8 protein-coding genes are annotated in these 18634 nt (G+C 77.4%); 3 read left to right on the forward strand and 5 right to left on the reverse strand.

What is annotated here, in order from left to right; genetic code table 11:
• Positions 1 to 153: 153 nt before the first annotated feature.
• The 5 genes from ACIQUR_RS30445 to ACIQUR_RS30465 form a co-directional block, all read right to left on the reverse strand.
• The gene (locus ACIQUR_RS30445) at positions 154 to 1647 is read right to left on the reverse strand and encodes a hypothetical protein (protein WP_403671148.1); all 1494 of its coding nucleotides are present in this window, start codon (positions 1645 to 1647) and stop codon (positions 154 to 156) included.
• 644 nt (positions 1648 to 2291) lie between these two features.
• Positions 2292 to 6317, reverse strand: a complete 4026-nt coding sequence (locus tag ACIQUR_RS30450; protein WP_403671150.1) for a DUF5682 family protein — start codon at positions 6315 to 6317, stop codon at positions 2292 to 2294.
• Positions 6314 to 7531, reverse strand: a complete 1218-nt coding sequence (locus tag ACIQUR_RS30455; RefSeq protein ID WP_403671152.1) for an AAA family ATPase — start codon at positions 7529 to 7531, stop codon at positions 6314 to 6316. Before ACIQUR_RS30455 ends, ACIQUR_RS30450 begins: the two co-directional genes overlap by 4 nt.
• 250 nt (positions 7532 to 7781) lie before the next feature.
• Positions 7782 to 13040 (reverse strand): DNA-binding protein, encoded by a 5259-nt coding sequence (locus ACIQUR_RS30460; RefSeq protein ID WP_403671155.1) that lies wholly within the window; start codon positions 13038 to 13040, stop codon positions 7782 to 7784.
• Positions 13037 to 13903 (reverse strand): DUF4132 domain-containing protein, encoded by an 867-nt coding sequence (locus ACIQUR_RS30465; RefSeq protein WP_403671158.1) that lies wholly within the window; start codon positions 13901 to 13903, stop codon positions 13037 to 13039. Before ACIQUR_RS30465 ends, ACIQUR_RS30460 begins: the two co-directional genes overlap by 4 nt.
• 962 nt (positions 13904 to 14865) lie before the next feature.
• Here ACIQUR_RS30465 and ACIQUR_RS30470 point away from each other — a divergent pair.
• From ACIQUR_RS30470 to ACIQUR_RS30480, 3 genes are all read left to right on the forward strand, one after another.
• The gene (locus ACIQUR_RS30470; protein WP_403671161.1) at positions 14866 to 15882 is read left to right on the forward strand and encodes a hypothetical protein; all 1017 of its coding nucleotides are present in this window, start codon (positions 14866 to 14868) and stop codon (positions 15880 to 15882) included.
• Positions 15883 to 16265: 383 nt separating this feature from the next.
• Positions 16266 to 17633, forward strand: coding sequence for a Mucin-2 (locus ACIQUR_RS30475; protein WP_403671163.1), 1368 nt, complete (start codon positions 16266 to 16268; stop codon positions 17631 to 17633).
• Positions 17634 to 17988: 355 nt separating this feature from the next.
• Positions 17989 to 18576, forward strand: a complete 588-nt coding sequence (locus tag ACIQUR_RS30480) for a hypothetical protein (RefSeq protein ID WP_403671166.1) — start codon at positions 17989 to 17991, stop codon at positions 18574 to 18576.
• The last annotated feature ends 58 nt before the right edge of the window (positions 18577 to 18634 follow it).

Below are 18634 nucleotides of genomic sequence, written 5' to 3' on the forward strand. Positions count from 1 at the left end.
GAAGGCCAGGGCGAAGCCCCAAAGCCCCAGGGGTGGGCCTGCCGCAGGGCCTGCAGGCCACGACGGGTCAAGCACCGAGGGGACCCACACACCACACGACCCACCCCCGAAGCTCCGGATGCCCCCGCCCCTCCCACTCTCCCTCCCCCTGTCTCAAGACCAGGAAGCCGCAATCAAGGACCGCTCAGCCGCAGAAAGGTGAACGGCCGACGCGAGCCAAGCCCGCGCGTACCGGTCGGCCGAGGCATCCGTGAGGCGGCCGAAAGCGTCCCGGCTCCGCCGGTCCGCCTCGGCGGCCAGGGCCCCGGCGAGCTCGGCCGCCGTACCGAAGCCGGCCCGGCGGAGCAGGTCGGGGCGGCTGACCGGTTCGCCGCCGCGGGCGGCTTCGGCCACCGCTCGGCGTCCGCCGGACACCCCGGCCTCCAGCAGCCGCCGCACCCGCCACAGCGGGGATTCGGCGAGCAGGTCGGGGCCGGGATCGACGGCCAGGGGAACCGAGCCGGGCGCTCCCGCGGGAAGGTGCTCCCCCTGGAGCAGGTCGTACCCCAGGTCGGCCCGCCCGAGCCAGGCGTCGGGGAGCCGCAGGGTGAACTCCGCACCGGGAACCGGTCCGACCGCAACGGGACGCAGCGTGGCGGCCCGGTCGCGGTCGGGGCGGCCCAGGACCCGCATGCGGAGCCCCGGGCACCCCGCGAGGCGCCGCAGGTTGGCCACGAACGGGAGGTCGGGGTGGGGGTGAGCCGGCAGCAGACGGAGCACCGGCGCACCGTCGCGCACGGTGCCGTCGGGCGACAACTCGCGGACCAGCAGGTGGTCGGCGTACGCCCCCACCACCTCCACGTCGCACCCGAGCAGCTCGGACCGGCCGTCGTACCCGGACCCGCCTCCAGCCCCGGAGCCAGCCCCGACCCCACCCCCGGACCCGTCGTCCTGCCGGCAGGCGACGACCTCCGCGGCCGGGCGGGCGAACAGCGCGGCGACCGGTTCGTCGGTCCACGCCACGCCCGGCAGCGGCGTGGCCCTGACCCCGCGGCCGGCGCCGAGGCGGCCGTCGGCGGAGACGGTGGCGCCCACGACCAGCAGCCCGCCGCGGGCCAGCCCGGCGTGGTCGAGCACCGCGCCACCGATGGCCACGGAGGCGGAACCGGCTCCCCTGGCCCGCGCGAGGCCGCCCGGCTTCACGTCGGACACGGACAGGCGGGCTCCGTCGGGCGTGAGCAGGTGCGTGACCACACCTCCGTACCCGGTGGCGGACAGCACGGGCTCCCGGCACAGGCCGTACACACGCACGCTGCCGCCGGACCGGTACGCGCGCCGGCCGGTGCCGACGAAGGCGGGATCGGGCGTGCCGGCGGCCAGCACGGCACTCACCAGCAGCAACTCGCGGTAGGCGGCCGTGAGGGCTGCCAGCGGCTGGGTGGCGCCGCCGTCACGGGCGGCGCGCAGGCCGCGTACCAGGCGCAGCGCGGCCGCTTCCGCACGCGGCAGACCCGCGACCCGCGCGGTGTGGGCGGCACGGAGCAGCTCCGCCTGGACCACGGCGCCGGAGGCGGCGACGCCGCCGGCGAGGGCCGTGGCGGCCGCGTCCCACAGGGCGCCGGCCGCAGCGATCTGACCGTCGCTGAGCGGTTCCGCGGGACCCGGCACCGGATCTCCGGGCAGAGGGCCACCCGTTGCCGGTGCCGGAGCCCCTACCCCGACCCCAGCCCCAGCACGAACCCCGACCTCAGCTCCAGCCCCAGCACGAACCCCAACCCCAGCCCCAGCCCGAACCCCAGCTGCGCCCCCAGCCCCAACCCCAACCCCAGCCTCGGCCCCAGTCCCAGCCTCGGCCCCAGTCCCAGCCCCAGCCTCAGCCCCGGCCTCACCCCCCGGCCCAACCTCCTCCACATCGTCGGCATCCGCGATCGGCGCCGCCCCCAGCACAGCCGTGCGGTGCAGGCACCGCGGGGCGAGCAGGCAGCCGCACACGGCCTGCCCGGCCTCGCTGATCACCCCCGCATCCCCGGGCCGCAGGGTGACCACGGTGTCCTCGCCGAAGCGGACCGTGACCGTGCCGTCCGGTCCGGCGACCGCGGCCCCGGCACAGTCGGCGATGGCCGCGTCCAGCTTCTTCCGCAGCCGTGCGGTGAGGCCCTCGACCGCCTCGGCGAGCACGGCGGGCACAACCGGCGGCAGCACAACAGCCGGCAGGCCAAAAGCCGCCAGGCCAACAGCCGACAGGCCAACAGGCTCACCCGGCGGCAGGGCACCAGGCACCCCCGGCGGGATCACAGCAGACGGTTCGGGGTTCAACGGGCATCTCCACGGAGGCGGTCGCCCACCCAGCGGGCGAGGGCGAGCGGGCTGAGTGCGGCCACCGGCATGCCGGCGGCGACGAGTTGACGGGCCACGGGCACCGAGTAGCGGGGCGTGCCCGCGTCGTCGAGGGCCGCGCAGCCGAGCAGGTGGGCGCCGGACGCGGCCAGCGCCCGTACCTCGCCCAGCAGGCTGCCGACGGGCACGCCCTCCTCGAAGTCGCTGACCACGACGACGAGGGTGCGGCTCGGGACGGTGATCAGCGAGCGGGCGTGCGCGAGGCCGGCCGCGATGTGCGTACCGCCGCCGACGGACACCTCCAGCAGCAGGGACAGCGGGTCGTCCACCCGCTCGGTGAGGTCCACGACGTCGGTGGAGAACGCCAGGAAGTGGGTGGACAGCGCGGGCACGCCGGCCAGCACGGCGGCGGTCAGCGCGGACCAGACGACCGACGCCTCCATCGAGCCGGACACGTCGACCACCAGGATCAGCCGCCAGTCGGCCTCCTTGCGCACCCGGGTGCTGAAGACCGGGCGCTCGGGCACGATGCTCACCCGGCCGTCCTCCGCCCGCCGGGCGTGGGCGAGGTTGGCGCGCAGGGTGCGGGCGAGGTCGAGCCGGCCGCCGGGGCGACGGGTGGGCCGGGGAGTGGTGAGCCCGGAGAGGGCCGGCCGGGTACGGGTGGCCAGTTCGCGGGTGAGTTCCTCGACCAGTCGCTTCACCAGCGGGCGCAGCCGGGCCAGTTGGTGCTCGGGCATGCCGCCGGCCAGGGAGAGGACCGAGGTCAGCAGCTCCACGGACGGCCGTACGGAGGCCGGGTCGAGCTGGGTCAGCACGTCGGTGCGGCCCGCGTCGGCCGCCGCGGCGAGCACCTCCTCCCGAATGTCGGCGCCGAACAGGGCCTCCAGCTCCCCGGCCCATTCGCGGGCGGTGGGGAACGACGCCTCCTGGCCGCCGCCGGCACCGGGCACGCCGCCCCGGTCCAGATCGGCGGCGCCTTCGCCGCGGCCCGTGCCGTACAGCTCGTCGAGGGCCCGGGCGTGGCGGCGGGCACCGTCGGGCAGGCGGTCGTGCTGCCGGCCGAGCAGCAGCCGCCACCGGTCGGCGGTGCCGATGCGGTGCGGCTCGGACCGCCGGGGCCGGGTGGCTTCGGCGGCTGCGGGTCCGCCGGGACCGTCGGGCTCCGGCACCGGACCCGGCACCGGCACCAGCTCCGACGCCGACACCGACACCGACTCCCGCACCGACTCCCGCACCCGCTCCGACGCCGACTCCCGCACCCGCTCCGACACCGACTCCCGCACCCACCCCGACTCCCGCTCCGGCACCGGCACCGGCACCGGCAACGCCTTCAGCGCCGCAGCACCCGCCGCGTCGGCCGCCGCCCACAGGGCGAGCAGCGCGGGAGGGGCCTCCAGGGTGAGGTCGATCCGGTCGCCGAGCCGTCCGGTGACGGTGTCCAGGAGCCGGCCGCGGGCGGCCGGTGCCAGGGCGTCGAACCCGCCCCGCAGGGCGGGCAGCCGGTCCAGGAAGCCCTGGTCGTCCAGGCTCTCGATGCGGTCCAGCAGGGGGTCGAGAACGGCGGCGGACGCCTGGAGGAGGGGCCCGGCTGCGGTGAGCAGGCCGGTCAGCCGCCGGGTCAGCCTGCGACGCCCGGAAGCATCGGTGGCCGTGTCGATCCATCCGGCGGCCCGGTCGCCCAGGTCCTCCGTCGGGTCGAGCTGGAGCAGGGCCCGTACGGCCAGGGCGGCGCCCTGCATCAGCGGCGCCCCGGTGCCGGCGAGGTCGGTCAGGGACTGGTCCAGGCGAAGGCCCAGGTGGTGTGCGGCAGCCCGGTCGGCCAGGGCGACGAGCGCGGCGGCGTCCGCCGGGTCCTCGCTGCCGGCGAGGCCGGGGAGGGTGCGGACGGCCGCCTCGAGGAGTTCCGCCGCGAGCGCGGCGGCTTCGGCACGGCCTGCCTCGCCCGTGCCGGGCAGGTGCCCGCGGTGCAGGGCGTCCAGGAGGTCGAGTGCCTCCAGGAGTTCGGGCAGGGTCGCCGACGCGGGCAGGGTGCCGGCGGCCTCCGCGAGCCGTACGTCGACCAGTTCGGGCAGGTCGCAGCGGGCGGCCGCGGCCAGTCCGGTGAGGATCTGGGCGCAGGTCGGCCCGCCCTCGGCGGCCTCCCGGCGGGCGGTGGCCCGGAGGGTGCCGGCCGCGGCCTGGGCCACGGTGACGCCGCGTACCCCGGCCAGGTCGAGGCGGGCGGGAACGGAAGGCGTCCAGCGCAGCCGCCACTTGGTGCCGAGCGCGGCGGCGTCGCCCGTGCCGGCGACCTTGAGGGGCTCGCCGTACGAGGCGCCGCAGACCAGCAGGCGCTGGAGCATGACCTCGCGGCGGTGGTCGAGCGGTGAGCGCAGCGGCTCCAGGCGGACCTCGCGGGCGGCCGGCTCGTCGGGGCAGGGCAGCCGCAGCGCGGCCAGTTCCCGCTCCACCGAGGGCGCGAGGCCGGAACGGGGGGTGCCGGGGGCGAGGCACCCGCGGGCGGTGCCGACGAGTGCGGCCTCCAGGGCGCGGGCCAACGCCCGCCCCCGGCCGAGCAGTTCACCCTGGCCGAGTACGGAGGTGACGGCCTCCAGCAGTTCACCGCGCCCCGGTGCCGGGAGTCCGCGCAGTCGCGCGAGGTCCCCGGCGAGCCGCAGCGTCTCGGCGGCCTCCCCGGTGCCGGCGGTGTGCCCGGCGGCCCGCAGCTCGCGGCACACGTCGGTGACGGCCCGCGCGGCCTCCTCGTCCACCCGCCCGGGCTCGCCCCCGGCCCGCAGCACGGCCTGCTGCCACCGCGGGTCCCGGATCCCGGCGGGATACCCGGAGCGGGAGTCGAGCAGATCGAAGGAGTACGGAACGAGCGAGGTGACGAGCCCTTCGCCCCCGGCGGAACCGGGCACCGGGCCCGCTGCACCATCCGCGGGCAGCGGACGCGCGGCATCACCCGCGGGCACCGAGCCGGCGGGAAGCGCTCCACCGCCCGACCCCCCACCGCAACCGTCCCCACCGGACACACCGGAGCCACCGGACGCACCGCACGCACCAGACCCACCAGACGCACCAGACGACCCATCCGCCGCACCCGCCGCGCCGCCCCAGGCGGGCTGACCGGCAGAGCCACCAGGGGCGCCCGGCACATGCAAGGCCGGGACGGCGACCGGCACGTGCAGGGCCGGGGCGTGGAAGGCGCCGATCACGGCCGCGACCTGGCGGCCCGATGCGGCGGCCTCGCCGATCACGCGGCGCATGTGGGCCTCGCGGGCGAGGTCGGTGGCGGGAACGCCACCCTCGGCCTCGGCGTCCCGGCGCAGCGCCCAGCCGACGCCGAGCGCGGCACGCCGTACCGCCTCGGGCGCGCAGCCGGGGGCCAGGACCTCGACGGCGCGGTCCCACATGTCCTCGCCCTCCCGGCCGGTGCCCGCCGCGGCGAGCGCATCCGCGAAGGACCTCCCGGCGGTGACCGCAGGAGGCACCGGAACGGAGCCGGGCCCGCCGTCACCGTTCGCGTCCGCCCCGGCGGCGACGGCGCCGGCTTCCCCGCCCGCTCCGGCGGGGGTGCCGACGGCGGTGTCGGCGGACTCTCCGTCGGGGGTGGCGGCCGGCGGTGCGAGGGCCGGCCGGGAGGCCGTCCAGCCCTCGTCCGCCAGCGGCAGGTCGCAGCACAGGACCTGCGCGCCGCGCTCGCGGGCCCAGCGGATCGCGGCCAGTTCCGGGGAGAAGTCCGCGAACGGGTAGAAGGCCAGGCGGCCGTCCGTGCCCGCGCCCGCCAGGGCCACCGGCGCGACCGTCTCGGGGTCGGCCAGGTGCGGGAGCCAGTCCTGGAAATCGGCGGGCAGCTCGACGCAGACCACCTCGGCGCCGGAGGCGTCCAGCAGCGCCGGGATCACCGCGGCCAGGGCCGGGCTGTGGTGGCGCACCCCGAGCAGGAAGGGCTGCCGCGAGCCGGCCAGGGCTTCGACGGCCGCGTGGGGATCGTACGTCGTACGGGGGGTCGTCACCGGAGGTTCCCCCGGAGGTCCCAGAGGCGGCGCCACATCGCGGAGCCGTCCTCGGCGCGGCGCCGGACCGGGCCGTCCCAGTAGCCCAGCATCCTCTCGTGGTCGGCCGGGTCGTCCTTGCGGACCACCCCCAGCAGGTGCCCCGGCAGCAGGTCGAGGACGTCGCCGCCCGGCAGGTACGCCGCGGCGACGCCCAGCGAAGCCGCGACCTGGACCGCCTCGGCGGTGGACATCACGGTGCCCGGCCGCTCCACGTCCCAGCCCTCGGCGGAGCGACCGGTCCGCAGGTCGCGGAAGACGGTCACCAGGGCGTCGAGCACGGCGTCGTCGACGCCGAACCCGGCACCGGCGCGCTCGACGGCGGCGACGGCCTGGCGGCGGATCAGGGCGGCCTCGGCGTCGGCGTCGGCGATCGGCTGCACCGTCTCGAAGTTGAAGCGGCGCTTGAGGGCCGCGGACATCTCGGACACGCCGCGGTCCCGCAGGTTGGCGGTGGCGATGACCGTGAAGCCGGGGGCCGCGCTGACCACCGCGTCCTCGGTCGCGGTCAGTTCGGGCACGGTGACCCGGCGCTCGGACAGGATCGACACCAGCGCGTCCTGCACCTCCGGCAGGCAGCGGGTGATCTCCTCGATGCGGGCGACCCGGCCGGTCCGCATGGCGGTCAGCACCGGGGAGTCGACGAGGGCGTCCGGGGTGGGCCCCTGGGCGAGCAGCTGGGCGTAGTTCCAGCCGTACCGGAAGGCGTCCTCGGTGGTACCCGCGGTGCCCTGAACGGTGAGGGCGCTGGTGCCGCAGACGGCGGCCGACAGCAGCTCGGAGAGCATGGACTTGGCGGTGCCGGGGTCGCCGACCAGCAGCAGGCCGCGCTCGCCCGCGAGCGTGACGACGCAGCGTTCGACCAGGGCCCGCTCGCCGACGAACTTGGGCGCGATCGTCAGCTTCGCGGGGAGGCCCGCGCGGCGGCGGGGCAGGGCGAGCTCCTCGCCGGCGCTGCCGCAGACGAAGGTCACCACGGCGCGGGGCGTCAGCGCCCAGCCGGGCGGGCGGGGGCCGGTGTCCTGGGCGGCGAGGAAGGCGAGTTCGGTCGCGTACCGCTCCTCGGCGGGCAGGACCTGACGGGCGGGCGGCGTCGCGCTCCCCCGGCGGGCGGGGCGTCCGGCGGCGGTCTGTTCGGGCAGGTCCGGGAGGCCGGGCTGGGTGGTGGCGGTCATGGTGTGCGGAGTCCTGTTCGGTGATGGGTGCGGTGTGTCGCTGGGTTGTGTCGGTGGGGTACGTGGATCCGGTCCGTACCAGAGGGCCGTGCGCCCCCGGTCTCCCCGGCACGCACCGGGGTGGGCCCGGCACGCACCGAACCGGTCCCGGTGCCCTCCGAGGGGGCCCGGATCGGAGCGCCCTCGGGGATCACGGGGCGCCCGGTGCGCGAGGGGGTGCCGCCGGCCGGGTGGGGCCGACGGCACCGGTTCAGCGGCGCCGGGCGCGCCGCCGTACCTTCAGTTCCGCGAACCGCGGTACGTCGCCGGAGCGGACCCGCTCCCAGGCCCTGCGGTACAGGTCGGCGACCGGCTCGGTCGGCATCAGCACGCCCAGGTGCGCGCTGCCGCCGGCGAGCAGCTCGTACATCGGGGCCTTCCACTCCTCGACCGGCACGACCGGCGAGGCGAGTTCGGCCCAGCCGCCCGGGAGGAACAGGCTCCGCCCGGCGCGGGTGCGGGTGGCCTGCAGAACGAGGTCGGTGGCGGCCAGTTCGGCGCGGGCGGCCTTCAGCCGGGCCGGCTTCCAGCCCGTCCAGCGGGCCGTGTTCCGGTCGGTGGGGTCGGGCATCGCCAGCAGCATCAGGTACAGGGCGGCGGCGTCCTCGCCGAGCCCGTACGCGGCCGTCGTCTCGGCGACGAGGCCGGGCACCGAGCGCGTCGGGTCCTGGGGCCACCAGGTGCCGTCCGCCGCGGTGTCGCCGGCCGCGGGCGCTCCGGGGTCGGCCAGCAGGGCGGCGAAGCGGAGGTCGCCGGCCAGCCGCAGCGCCGTCTCCGCGGGGAAGGGCCGCTGGTCGGTGCCGCGCAGCAGCGGCAGGTACGGGCAGCCGCCGGCGGAGTCCAGCAGGCTCGGGCGCAGCGCCGGCATCGGCTGTCCGTCGTAGGTGGCCAAGACGACCGCGCCGTACTGCTCGTAGTGCTCGGTGGTGCGGGTCGGGGCGCCGGCGGCCTTGCGGAACTCCGCCAGGCCGACGTACCGGCCCAGGCTGAGCATCAGGTCGGGGGCGGCGAGGCGGTCCCGGACCGCCGTCAGGGCGGGCGGCAGCTGGGCGCGCAGCGGGTCGCCGGCGGGCAGGCGGTGCGCCAGCCAGGCCAGCACGGCGACGGCGCCGGTGAGGACCTCGCCGGAGAAGGCTCCGTGCGGGCCGCCCTCCCGGGGGGCCACCCGGTCGCCCTTGACCTCCCACGCCACGTCGGTGCTGAGCGCGGCGGAGGTGGCCGGAGCGAGGACGGCGGGCAGCGCGCGGAGGCCGGGCCACGCGCCCTTGAGGCTCCGGTGGGCCTCGGTGACCAGCCACTGGGGGGTGGGGGTGCGGCGGCCGACCAGGCGGTTCCACACCTCGGCGGCCGCGGCCGTGTCCGGGCCGTGCGTCCACAGGCGGGCCGGGTCCTCGGGCAGCAGGGCGCCGACGACGGCCCGGCGCACCGCGCCCTTGACGGCCCCGAGGTCGTCCTTGGCGACGGCCGCGTCGGCCACCTTCACGCCGAGGACGGTCCGCTGCTCGGTGGTGAGGAAGCCGCGCTCGTAGGCGTCGACGCCGGGCAGGCCGCTGATGACGAGGCGGGCCAGGACGTCGGTTACGCCGGTGAGGCGGGCGAACTCCTCGGCGGCCTCCGGCAGCCAGGGGACGGGGCCGCGGTCGGCGGCCTCCTTGAGGAACCGGGTCAGCCAGTCGGCCTCGCGGGCGGCGTCGCCGAGCGGGGACGAGCGGCGCTCGGTGTACGGGGCGGGCAGCTCGAAGCGGCCCGCCGGGTCGTGCTGGAGCATGCCGAGCGAGAAGCCGGTGGGCACGGAGACGCACTGCTCAGTGCTGGCGAGGAAGGCGCCCCCGCCGAGCGGCAGGACGCCGCGGTGGTGGACGTTGTGGTGGGATCCGTCCTCCTTGAGCAGGTCGCGCTGGGTGAGCTCGACCGTGACCCGGCGCCACCGTCCGGTGGCCGCGGCGGCCAGTCCCAGGCCGTCGAGTTCGGCCAGCAGGGCGAGGAGGGCCTCGCGGTGCTCGTCCGTGGTGGTCGCGGCGACGGCCCGGTAGGCGAGTGCGGCGGGGTGCTCAAGGTACTCGGTCCAGGCCAGGCCGGCGTACGGCAGGCCGGGCACGTCGCAGTGCAGCCGGCCGGGCACCGCGGTGGCCCCGGTGTCCGCGAGGGCGTCGGACAGGGCCCGGAGTGCCTCGAACCAGCCGTGGCCGTCGTTGTTCGTCCAGCCGTATCGGGTGTTCCCGGTGAGGCCGGAGACCGCGTGGCCGAGGACGCCGTCGTTCGGGCCGTCCGGGACCCGGGAGCCCGGCTCGGCGTCGGTGCCGGCCGCCAGGCGGCGGGCGATGCCCGCCAGCAGGGCACGCTGGTCGAGGGCCTGGCCGAGCTGGGCGACGACGCCCGCGACCAGGGCCGGGTCGGTGACCTGCGGCAGCGCGGCGCGGACGAGGACGGTCAGTTCCACGGTGGCGCGGGTGACGCCGGTGCCCTGGTGCGTGTACCGGTCGGGGGCGGGGACAGCCTCCGCGGCGGCGGCGAAGAGGGCGGACACGGTGTCCGTGCCGATGCCTCGGAGGGCCAGGGAGCCCTGGTGGTCCCGGGTGCGGAGGCAGTACCAGTGGTCGGCGGGCGGCAGCTTGGGGCCCTGGCCGCCGTGGCCGTTGCCCGGCCGCATGCCCCCGGAGGCGGTGATGACGCCGTCCGGGTCGGTGAGGCGGAACGACTGCCAGTGGTGGGAGAGGGCGCGGGGGCGGTCGTCGCCGGGGAAGGTGACCGCGGCGACCGGGTAGTCGCTCTCCTCGGGCACGGTGACGGTGCGTCCGGCGGTGTCGCCGGCCCGCCAGCCGCCGCCGGGCAGGGCGACGGCCCGCCAGCCGAGCAGGCCGTCCACGGGGGCGCCCGTGACCGAGCCCTCGACGTGCGGTGCGGGGCGCAGCCAGCTCGTGTTCTCGCACAGGGTGCTGCCCGCGGGCAGGTCCTGGAGGGCGTCGGCGAGGAATCCGGGGAGTGAGTGCCTGCCCCGGCTGCCGTCGGCGGGGTCGAACTCGTACCAGCCCGCCGGGCGCTCCTCGCCGTGCCAGGCCCAGTAGGTGATGCCGTCGGAGATCACCGGGCGTTCCAGGGGAAGCCGGGTGTCGCCGCGGTGCAGGACGCCCTCGCCGGTGGCGAGGCCGCCGTCGGGGAGCGGGAGGCCGATCTGCTGGAGGGCGACGCGCCAGGACTGCTTGCCGTTGTCCAGCGTGAAGATCTGGTCGGGTGCCGTGTGCCAGTAGCCCTGCGCCTCTCCCCCGCCGTACCAGGCGCGCCAGCAGACGAGCAGCGCGCCGTCGGCGTACTGGAAGCCGGTGGAGCGGCGGTTGTCGCCGGGGATGCGCAGGTCGTGGACGAGCAGGGTGGAGTCGGCGCCGATGACGCGCACCTGGCGGTCGTTGGCGACGATGAGGTGGGGCCAGGCGGAGACCACGGTCAGATCGCTGCGGTTGCCCTTGGGGTCGAGCGCGGCGAGCGCCTCCTCCCAGGCGGGCCAGGTGAGTTCCTCGAAGAGTCCGCCGCGCAGGGTGCGGGCGAGCAGTTCGCCGAGGTCGGTGGCGGCTGCGGCGGCGACCTCCGGCTCGGCCAGGGCGAGGGCCTCGGCGGGCAGCCAGGTGAGGCGGGCCATCTTCTCGGGGAGCAGCGGCAGGCCGGTGGCGGCGGAGTCCCGTGCCACCTCGCGGACCCAGGCGGCGAGCATCGGGCGGCCGCCGGGCGAGGCGGCGAGGCGGCGGATGGCGGTCCGGCTGAAGTCGTCGTCGCCGAAGGCGTACGCGGCCTGGTCGAAGGCGCGCCGGAACCGCTCGTCGGCGGCGAGGGCCAGCAGGTCGCGCCGGCCGGCGGTGGCCGCCCAGCCGTTCAGGTTCAGCACCGCCTGGGGGCCCGGGCCGGCGACCGGCAGGCCGAGGGAGAGCAGCAGGTCGATCAGGTCGACGTCGCCGACGCCGACGTCAAGCCCCTTCTCCCGGTCCGGTGCGTCGAGTTCGGCGCGCAGCCGGTCCGCGGCCCGGTTGACGACGTCGAGGAGGAGCGGCAGGCCGGGGCGCCGGCTCCAGTGGGTGTGGCGGGCCTTGGAGAAGCGCTCCAGCCAGCCGGCGGCGCCGTCGGCGCAGCGTTCTTCGGGCGTGACCTCGGCGGAGGTGAGGCCGGCGGTGGCGCCGGACTCCTCCAGGATGTCGAGCCACAGCGGGGACATCTCGTCGTCGTACCCCTCGCACGGCGGCATCAGGCTCAGCAGCGTGCCGCGCACGGCCGGTTCGCGGCGTCCGAGTGCGGTGAGCGCGGTCTTGTGGGACTTCCACCAGGCGGTGGTGGCGCGCAGGGTGGCGGGCAGCGGGAGCAGTTCGGCGAGGAAGTCCTGCTCGGCCGCGGCCGGGTCGAGGCCGGCGGCGCGGGCCAGCCGGCGCAGCGCGGGGGCGGCCTGGGCGGAGGGCGCCATGCCGCCTGCGGTGCGGCGTACGCACAGGCGGCGGAAGCGCTCGTACGCCTCGGGGGCGGGCACCCGGGCCTCCAGCTCCTTGGCGTAGGAGGTGAGCACGCGGACCGGCAGGGCGCCGGCGAGGGCGAACTCCAGGAAGACGGCGTCGAGGCGGTCCTGGTCGACGGCGAGGCCGTGGGTGGCCTCGGCCTTGCGGGCGCGGGTGAAGAGCTGGGCCGCGAAGGTGGGGTTCTCCACGGACAGGAAGACGCGGGCGGCCTCCTCGTAGAAGACCGGCAGGAAGTGGGGGACGGCGGCGGCGAGCCGGCCGGCCAGCTCCTGGCATTCCTCCAGGGCGGCCTTGGGCTTGGTCTTGGCGCGCCGGGCCACGCGCTCCATCTCGGGGACGAGGGCGAGGGCGTGGTGGCCGTCCTCCGGGTGGTGGACGAGCACCCACTCGGGGAAGCCGAGGGCCTGCCGGCGGCCGAGGCCGACGAGGGCGGGCTCGCCGTCGGGCACGAGCCCGAGGAAGCCGCCGGCGAGGTCCTCGGCGACGCCGAGTTCGGCGGGGGCGAGGCGTACGACGACGCGGTCGTCGGCGAGGGCGGGGTGGCGGTACGCGCGGGCCGTGAGGTCCACGGCCTCCGGGCCGGCGTCCGGGGTGCCGAGCGGCAGCACCGCGCCGGCCTTGAGCAGCAGTTCGGACTCGTGCGGGGGCCGCGGGGCCGGGGCGGCGGCGCTTCCGGGGGTGGTGGTCATGTCCGTGCTCTTCTTCGTCGTGGGCGGGGTGGCGGGGGCGGCCGTCGTGTCTGTGCCGACGGCCGTGGTCGCGGTGCGGGCGGCCGTGGTGGCGGTGGTGCCGGCGGCCGTGGTGGTGGTCGCGATTCCGGCGGTGGCTGTGGTCGCGGTACCGGCGGTGGCGGCCGCGGAGGCGGCGGTGCCGGTGCCGGTCGTGGTGGCGTTACCGGTGCCGGTGCCACTGGTGTTCGGGTTACCGGTCGCGGTGGCGTTACCGGTGGGGGTCGCGGACGGGAGCGTGCCGCTCATGCGCCCGAGCCTTCCTCGATCCGGCGGCCCGCGTACAGCGCCGCGGCCATCCGCATGCCCTCCGACCAGGCCACCGGCCCGACCTCCCGCAGCGGCACGGCCCGGCCCCGCTCGTCCTGCCAGGTGAGGGCGCCGGTCGCGGAGTCCCCGTCCCAGTACGGCTCGCCGATCCAGACGGCCGCCTCGAGGCTCCGGCCGGCGTCGCGGACCGTGCAGGTGGCGTAGCCGCCGGAGACCCGGTAGCCGAGCCCGGTGGCGCGGGCCGCGAGGCGGAACCGGGACGGGTAGGAACCGCCGGCGAACTCCCGTACCTCCGTGGTGTCCGCCGCGAACTCCGCCGGCTTGGCCCACGTCGCCCGGTGGATCTGCTCGACCCGCTGCACGATGCCGAGTTCGGCCGCGAACTCGCGTACGTCGGCCAGGTCCGGCAGCAGGACCGGGTGCGGGAGCGTCACCGTGGCCGGGGACAGCCGCACCGTCTCGCCGTCGAGGTCGACCACCTTGAGCTCGCCCGACTCGGTGGCCTCGCGCAGGAAGCCCACCTCGTCCGGGTCGTCGCCGACGACGGCGATGTCGCGCAGCGCGCTCCGCCAGGCCTCGTCGCGCCAGACCCGGGCGATCAGTGCCGTGGGCACCGGCAGGGAGGACACCATCCAGCCGTCCACCTGCGCCACGCACGCGGCCTCGTGCCGGTCCAGCCACTCGGCGAGCCGGCGCAGCCGGTCCACCTCGGGGTGGTCGCGCAGGGCCTTCGGGAGTGTCTTCAGCTGCCGCCCCGCGGCCCGGCCGGTCACAGCGCGTGCCGCCACCCGGCCTTCCACCAGGGCGATTTCATATCCTTCGCCCGTTGCCAGCCAGCCCATCGCACGTGCCCCCTCGGTAAGTCCTGCCGATTCCCGCGCAGCCGGAACCAGGGGGTCCAACTCCCCCTGAGCTGCGGTATGAGCGGGACAGTAGCGGGGGCCACTGACAACGCCGATGGCGGCCCGTCACCTGGCGGAACCTCATCGACCGGCGGGCAGCGCGGGGTTACCTTCCGTAAGGGCGAACCGGCCGACGGGCGCCGGAGACTGCCGTCTGACGAACGGGGAGACCGCGCTCGGAGAGCTGGACGGGCCGGACCCACGGAGCGGTTCCGGCCGGAGGCCCCAGGGGAGGCGGGAAGTCCGGCACCGCGCCGGCGAGCCCGGCGGCGGGTGGGCGGGACCGGACCCGGCCGAGGACGCGGGGCCGCAGGCGCGCGCGGGGCACCCGAGGACGCACGCCGCGCGTGAGCGGGGCCGGCGGGCGCGGGCGGGCCGAACCCCAGGCTCTTGCGGCCGCCCGGCCTCGGTCGAGGCCGGGGCGCCGCCAACGCGTGGGGCCTGCGGGCCGTCGGCCGCCGACCGGGGGCGGACGCGCGGAGTATCCCTGCACCAGGCGCCTCATGCGTCACAGAAGCCGGATGACACCTCAGGCGTGTGGCCTCGGCGGCAGGCGCGGCGGTGCGCGGAACGCGTCGGGCGGGTGGGCCCCGCGCCCGCCGGCCGCAGCGCGCGTCGGCAGGGGCGCAGGTGAGGTGCGGGCGAGGGACGCGGCGGGGCCGGGCCGCGTACGGACCCCGTCGGCCACGCGCCGCGGCGGCGCATCGCACCCGAGGCGGCGGACGTTGGCGCGTCTGCCGGCACCGACGTGGAAGGCACCGGCACCGCACCCCCCCCCGTTTGCCTGGCCCGAATGGCGTACGACGCGGACATGGCACCTAATGACATTGCGTGCGCATCCAATGGCGCACAGCGACCGACGTGCGTCGAGCAAACCCCGCGCGTCGGCGAACGGAGTTCTGATGAACAAGACAATCGCGCCCGCGGCACCACCGGCAGACCGCCGCGGGCTTCCCGACGACCCCCCTGCCACGGGCGAGATGAGTGCGGACGCCCTGCATTCCCTGGTGAACACGGCGGCCGCCGGCCGGCCGCTGGACCAGGTCGCCACCCTTCTGGACCTGCTGAACCAGAGCGGGCGTTACCCCGAACTCGTGGCGGAGGCCCTCCGCACCGCGGCCGTCTCGCGCCCCGTCCACGAAGTGGGCGAGCTGATCGACCTGCTGGCGAAGTCACCCCGGGAGGGAGCCGAGGCCGAGATCGCGCTGCGCGCGGTCGCGCTCACCCGGCCCGTCGAGGACGTCGCCCAGCTGGTGGGCGTCCTGGCCGGCCAGGATCCCGCCGTACGCGGGAGCACCGCCCCGATGCCGGTCCCCGATCCCGGGCCGCCGGAACGGGACGCGGACGCCGGCACCGGTTCCACCGGTGACGCGGCCGGCGTCCGCGCGGGCCGGGGCGCGGCCCGAACTGCCGCCGCCCGGAACGCCGTACGCGTTCCCGTACGCCTCGGCGCCGGGACCGGGCACGGGGACGAGGACGGGGCCTCGGGCGAGGACTCGGGGGCGTCCCGGGTCCGGAGGTCCGCCGCGCTGCGGCTGGTCCTGCGCTGGCCCGTGGCCCTGGCGCTGCTCGTGGTCGCCGGGCTGCACCTGCCCGCGGATCCCGTGCCGTTGCTGTCGGCGGGTTCCGGTCGGCTGCTGCCGGCCGCGGTCGCCGCGCTGTGCCTCGGCTGTGCCGTGGTGCTGGTCCTGCGGGACACGGCGGCCGCGTGGTGGGCCGCCGCCCTGGCCGCCGTGTCGGCCGTCGGCCTGCACGTGGTGGGCAGGGTGACCGGCTTCGAGCCGCTCGCCCGGGCCTGGGGCGACTCGGTCCCGATGGCCGACGCCCTGGCGGTCCTGGCCGCCGGCCTGGCGGCCGTACTGGCGGCGGCGGTCCTGTACCCGGCCGCCAGGCGCCCCGGTACCGGCCGGGTCTGCTGACCCGCACCACCACTCCCCACCCGCCCCCGTGCCCTCCGCCCCGCAGTCCGGCACGGGGGCGGGCCCGTGCCGTGCCCGGGCGCCGTCGGCGGCCCGCTGCCGGGTCACCCGTATCCCGACAAGCGCCGGCAACAGCCGTGAGCCCCTGTTCCGCGCAGGCGCGTGACCGGGCCGAGCCCGCGGTCGGCACACCCGCCGCTGCGCGCCGGACCGCGCCTCGGGCCGCCGGTACTCCGTGCCCCCCGGGGGCAACGACGCCCGGCGGCCGGCCGGGGGCGGCGCCCGCCCCGTCGCCGCGGGAAGCGGACCGGCATCATGGGCTGCGACCGCACGGAACCAAGGGGACGGACAGGCACCGCATGACGGCGTTTCACGCATCCGCGTTGAGCGGGCTCGCCCGGAATCCGGCGCTGCCGGCGGCGCTGCTGCTGCGGCTGCTCACCCTCGTCGGCCGGGACCACCTCGCCCTCCATCACGCCCTCCGGCGTCCCGACCTCCCGGAACAGGCCGTCGCCTTCATCCTCGCCCACCCCAACCCCGCGGTCCGGGTCGAGTTCGCGACCAGCACCGGGGCCGACCCCGGCCGGCGGGCCCGGCTGGTGGACGATCCCTCTCCCAGGGTGCGGGCCGCGCTGGCGTACGGGCCCGAGCGGCACGTGCCGCGTACGACGGTGCCGCCGCTGGCGGACGCCGTGTACGCCCGGCTGCTGCGGGACCCCGAGCCGTCCGTACGGGCAGCCGTGCTGGACTCCCCCCACCTGACGACCGCGTTCGCGGCTTCGCTGGCCGCGCACCCCGACGCCGCCGCGCGCCTCCGCGCCGTGGACGCCTGGGAGTCGCTGGCGCCGGGCGAGCGGTCGGCGCTGGCGGCCGACCCCGATCCCGGGGTGCGGCGGGCGGCCGCGCTGTGGCGGTGCCGGAGCGACGCGCGCGTCACGGCGGGGCTCCTCGGCGATCCCGAGGCCGCCGCCGAGGCACTGCGCCGCGGGCTGCTCCGCCGCGCGGACGCCGAACGGTGTGTCGCCGAGCGCACGCACCTGACCGCACTGGCGGCGAACCCGTCCCTGCCCGCCGACCTCGTGGAGCGGCTGGCCGTGGATCCGGACGAGGAGGTGCGGACCGCCGTCTCCGTCCGGCCCGAACTCGACGAGGCACGGCGGATGTCGGTCGCGTTCACGGTACGGGACTTCGACCGGCGCGAGGTGGAGTGGGTCCACGACGGGCTCGCCGATCCCGACGTGCTGCGGCGCGCCGCGACCTCCGCCCACCCGCTGCTGCGCCGCACCGCCGCCCTGAGCCCCCACCTGCCGTCCGACCTCCTGGACGTGCTGGCCCGCACCGGGGACCCCCTGGTGGAGGACCACCTGAGCGTCCATCACCCCGACGCCCCGGAGGAAGTCCTGATGCGGGTGTTCGCACGGCTGGGCGGGACGTTCTCCGCCTGGATGGCCGAGACGCACCCGCGTTTCCCGCGCGAGGGCCTCGCCGCGCGGTACGCGGACCACCCGGACGGGAACCACCGCCGGCTGGCCGTCCGGGACCCGGCGGCCACCCCCGAGCTGATCGAACGCCTCAGCCACGATCCGGCGGTCTGGACGCGCCAGGCGGCGGCCGCGGATCCCCGCCTCCCGCTGCCCCGGCTCCGCGAGGTCCTGCACGTTCCCGAACTGGCCTCCAGCGCGGGCGCCAACCCCGCACTCCCGGAGGACGAGATGGCCGCCGTCGTGGACCGCGCCGACGCCCCCGCCTGACCGCCGGGCCGGACGGGGTGCGGCCACCCGCGGCGGGCCGCACGTCCGGTCCGCGTCACCGGCATCGCCGGCGGGAGCCCGGTCCGTGCCGGGGGCCGGGGGACCGGGACAGGGGGGCGGGGGGACAGGGACAGGGGGCCGGGGGGACTGGGACAGGGCGGGCCGAAGCGTCCGGGAACCGCATGCTCCGGGTGCTGACGGACATGTCCGGCCGAGTCGTACGCCCGGGAAGCGGCACGGCCGGCGTGCACCCGTCGCCCGTGGAGCCGGGAGTGACATCTGGGGCTCCGCCAGCGCTGTAGGGCATGAGACGACACCCCGTCCGCCCCCGCGATCCCCCCGAGGCCATCCCCGCATGCACCGACCCCCAGGCATCCAGGACGACGACACCATGGAGCTCCTCCTCGACGGCGCGGACGCGCCCGGGGCGGTGCCGGACCCGCGGCCGGAGGGCGTGCCCGAAGCCCGGCCGGTGTTCGTGGACGCCTCGGGCCGCAGGCACCGACGGGTGCGGCGCTGGGGGTACCTGCTGACGGTTCCCGCGCTGGCGTACGTCGCCCTGCTCGCCAGCACCCTCCTCGGCGGCCCCACGATCGAGGCGCCGTTCCTGCCCTCCGCCCAGGGACCGCGCAGCCCCGAGCCGGCCCGCCCGACGGCCGGTGCCACCAGCCCCGGTCCGACCCACGGGGACGCGAAGCGCGTCGCCCCGCGCACCGCGCCTGCGGCCACCCGCGCGGCGGCCCCCTCCCCGAGGCCGGGGGCCACCGCCGGCACCGGCGGCCCCACACCCACCACGCCGCCCACCACGGCGCCCCCGACGGCGCCCACGCCCACCCGGACCACCGGCGGCCCCACCGCCAGGCCGACCCCGCCCGGCCAGGGGCGCGGCCGGCCCACCTCCCCGCCGGGCCAGGGCAACGGCAAGCCGACCGCCAAGCCGTAGCCCCCACGCCCCCGCCCCGTCGCCCCCACCGCAGCAGGCAGAACAGGAAGCACTCCCC

The sequence above is a fragment of the Streptomyces sp. NPDC101132 genome (assembly GCF_044759225.1).
Taxonomy (GTDB): Bacteria; Actinomycetota; Actinomycetes; order Streptomycetales; family Streptomycetaceae; genus Streptomyces.

What these genes read in the sequence shown, in the direction of transcription:
- ACIQUR_RS30465 (WP_403671158.1), bottom strand. Translation starts at nt 13,903, where the DNA reads ATGGGCTGGCTGGCAACGGGCGAAGGATATGAAATCGCCCTGGTGGAA.
- ACIQUR_RS30460 (WP_403671155.1), bottom strand. Translation starts at nt 13,040, where the DNA reads ATGAGCGGCACGCTCCCGTCCGCGACCCCCACCGGTAACGCCACCGCG.
- ACIQUR_RS30455 (WP_403671152.1), bottom strand. Translation starts at nt 7,531, where the DNA reads ATGACCGCCACCACCCAGCCCGGCCTCCCGGACCTGCCCGAACAGACC.
- ACIQUR_RS30480 (WP_403671166.1), top strand. Translation starts at nt 17,989, where the DNA reads ATGCACCGACCCCCAGGCATCCAGGACGACGACACCATGGAGCTCCTC.
- ACIQUR_RS30470 (WP_403671161.1), top strand. Translation starts at nt 14,866, where the DNA reads ATGAACAAGACAATCGCGCCCGCGGCACCACCGGCAGACCGCCGCGGG.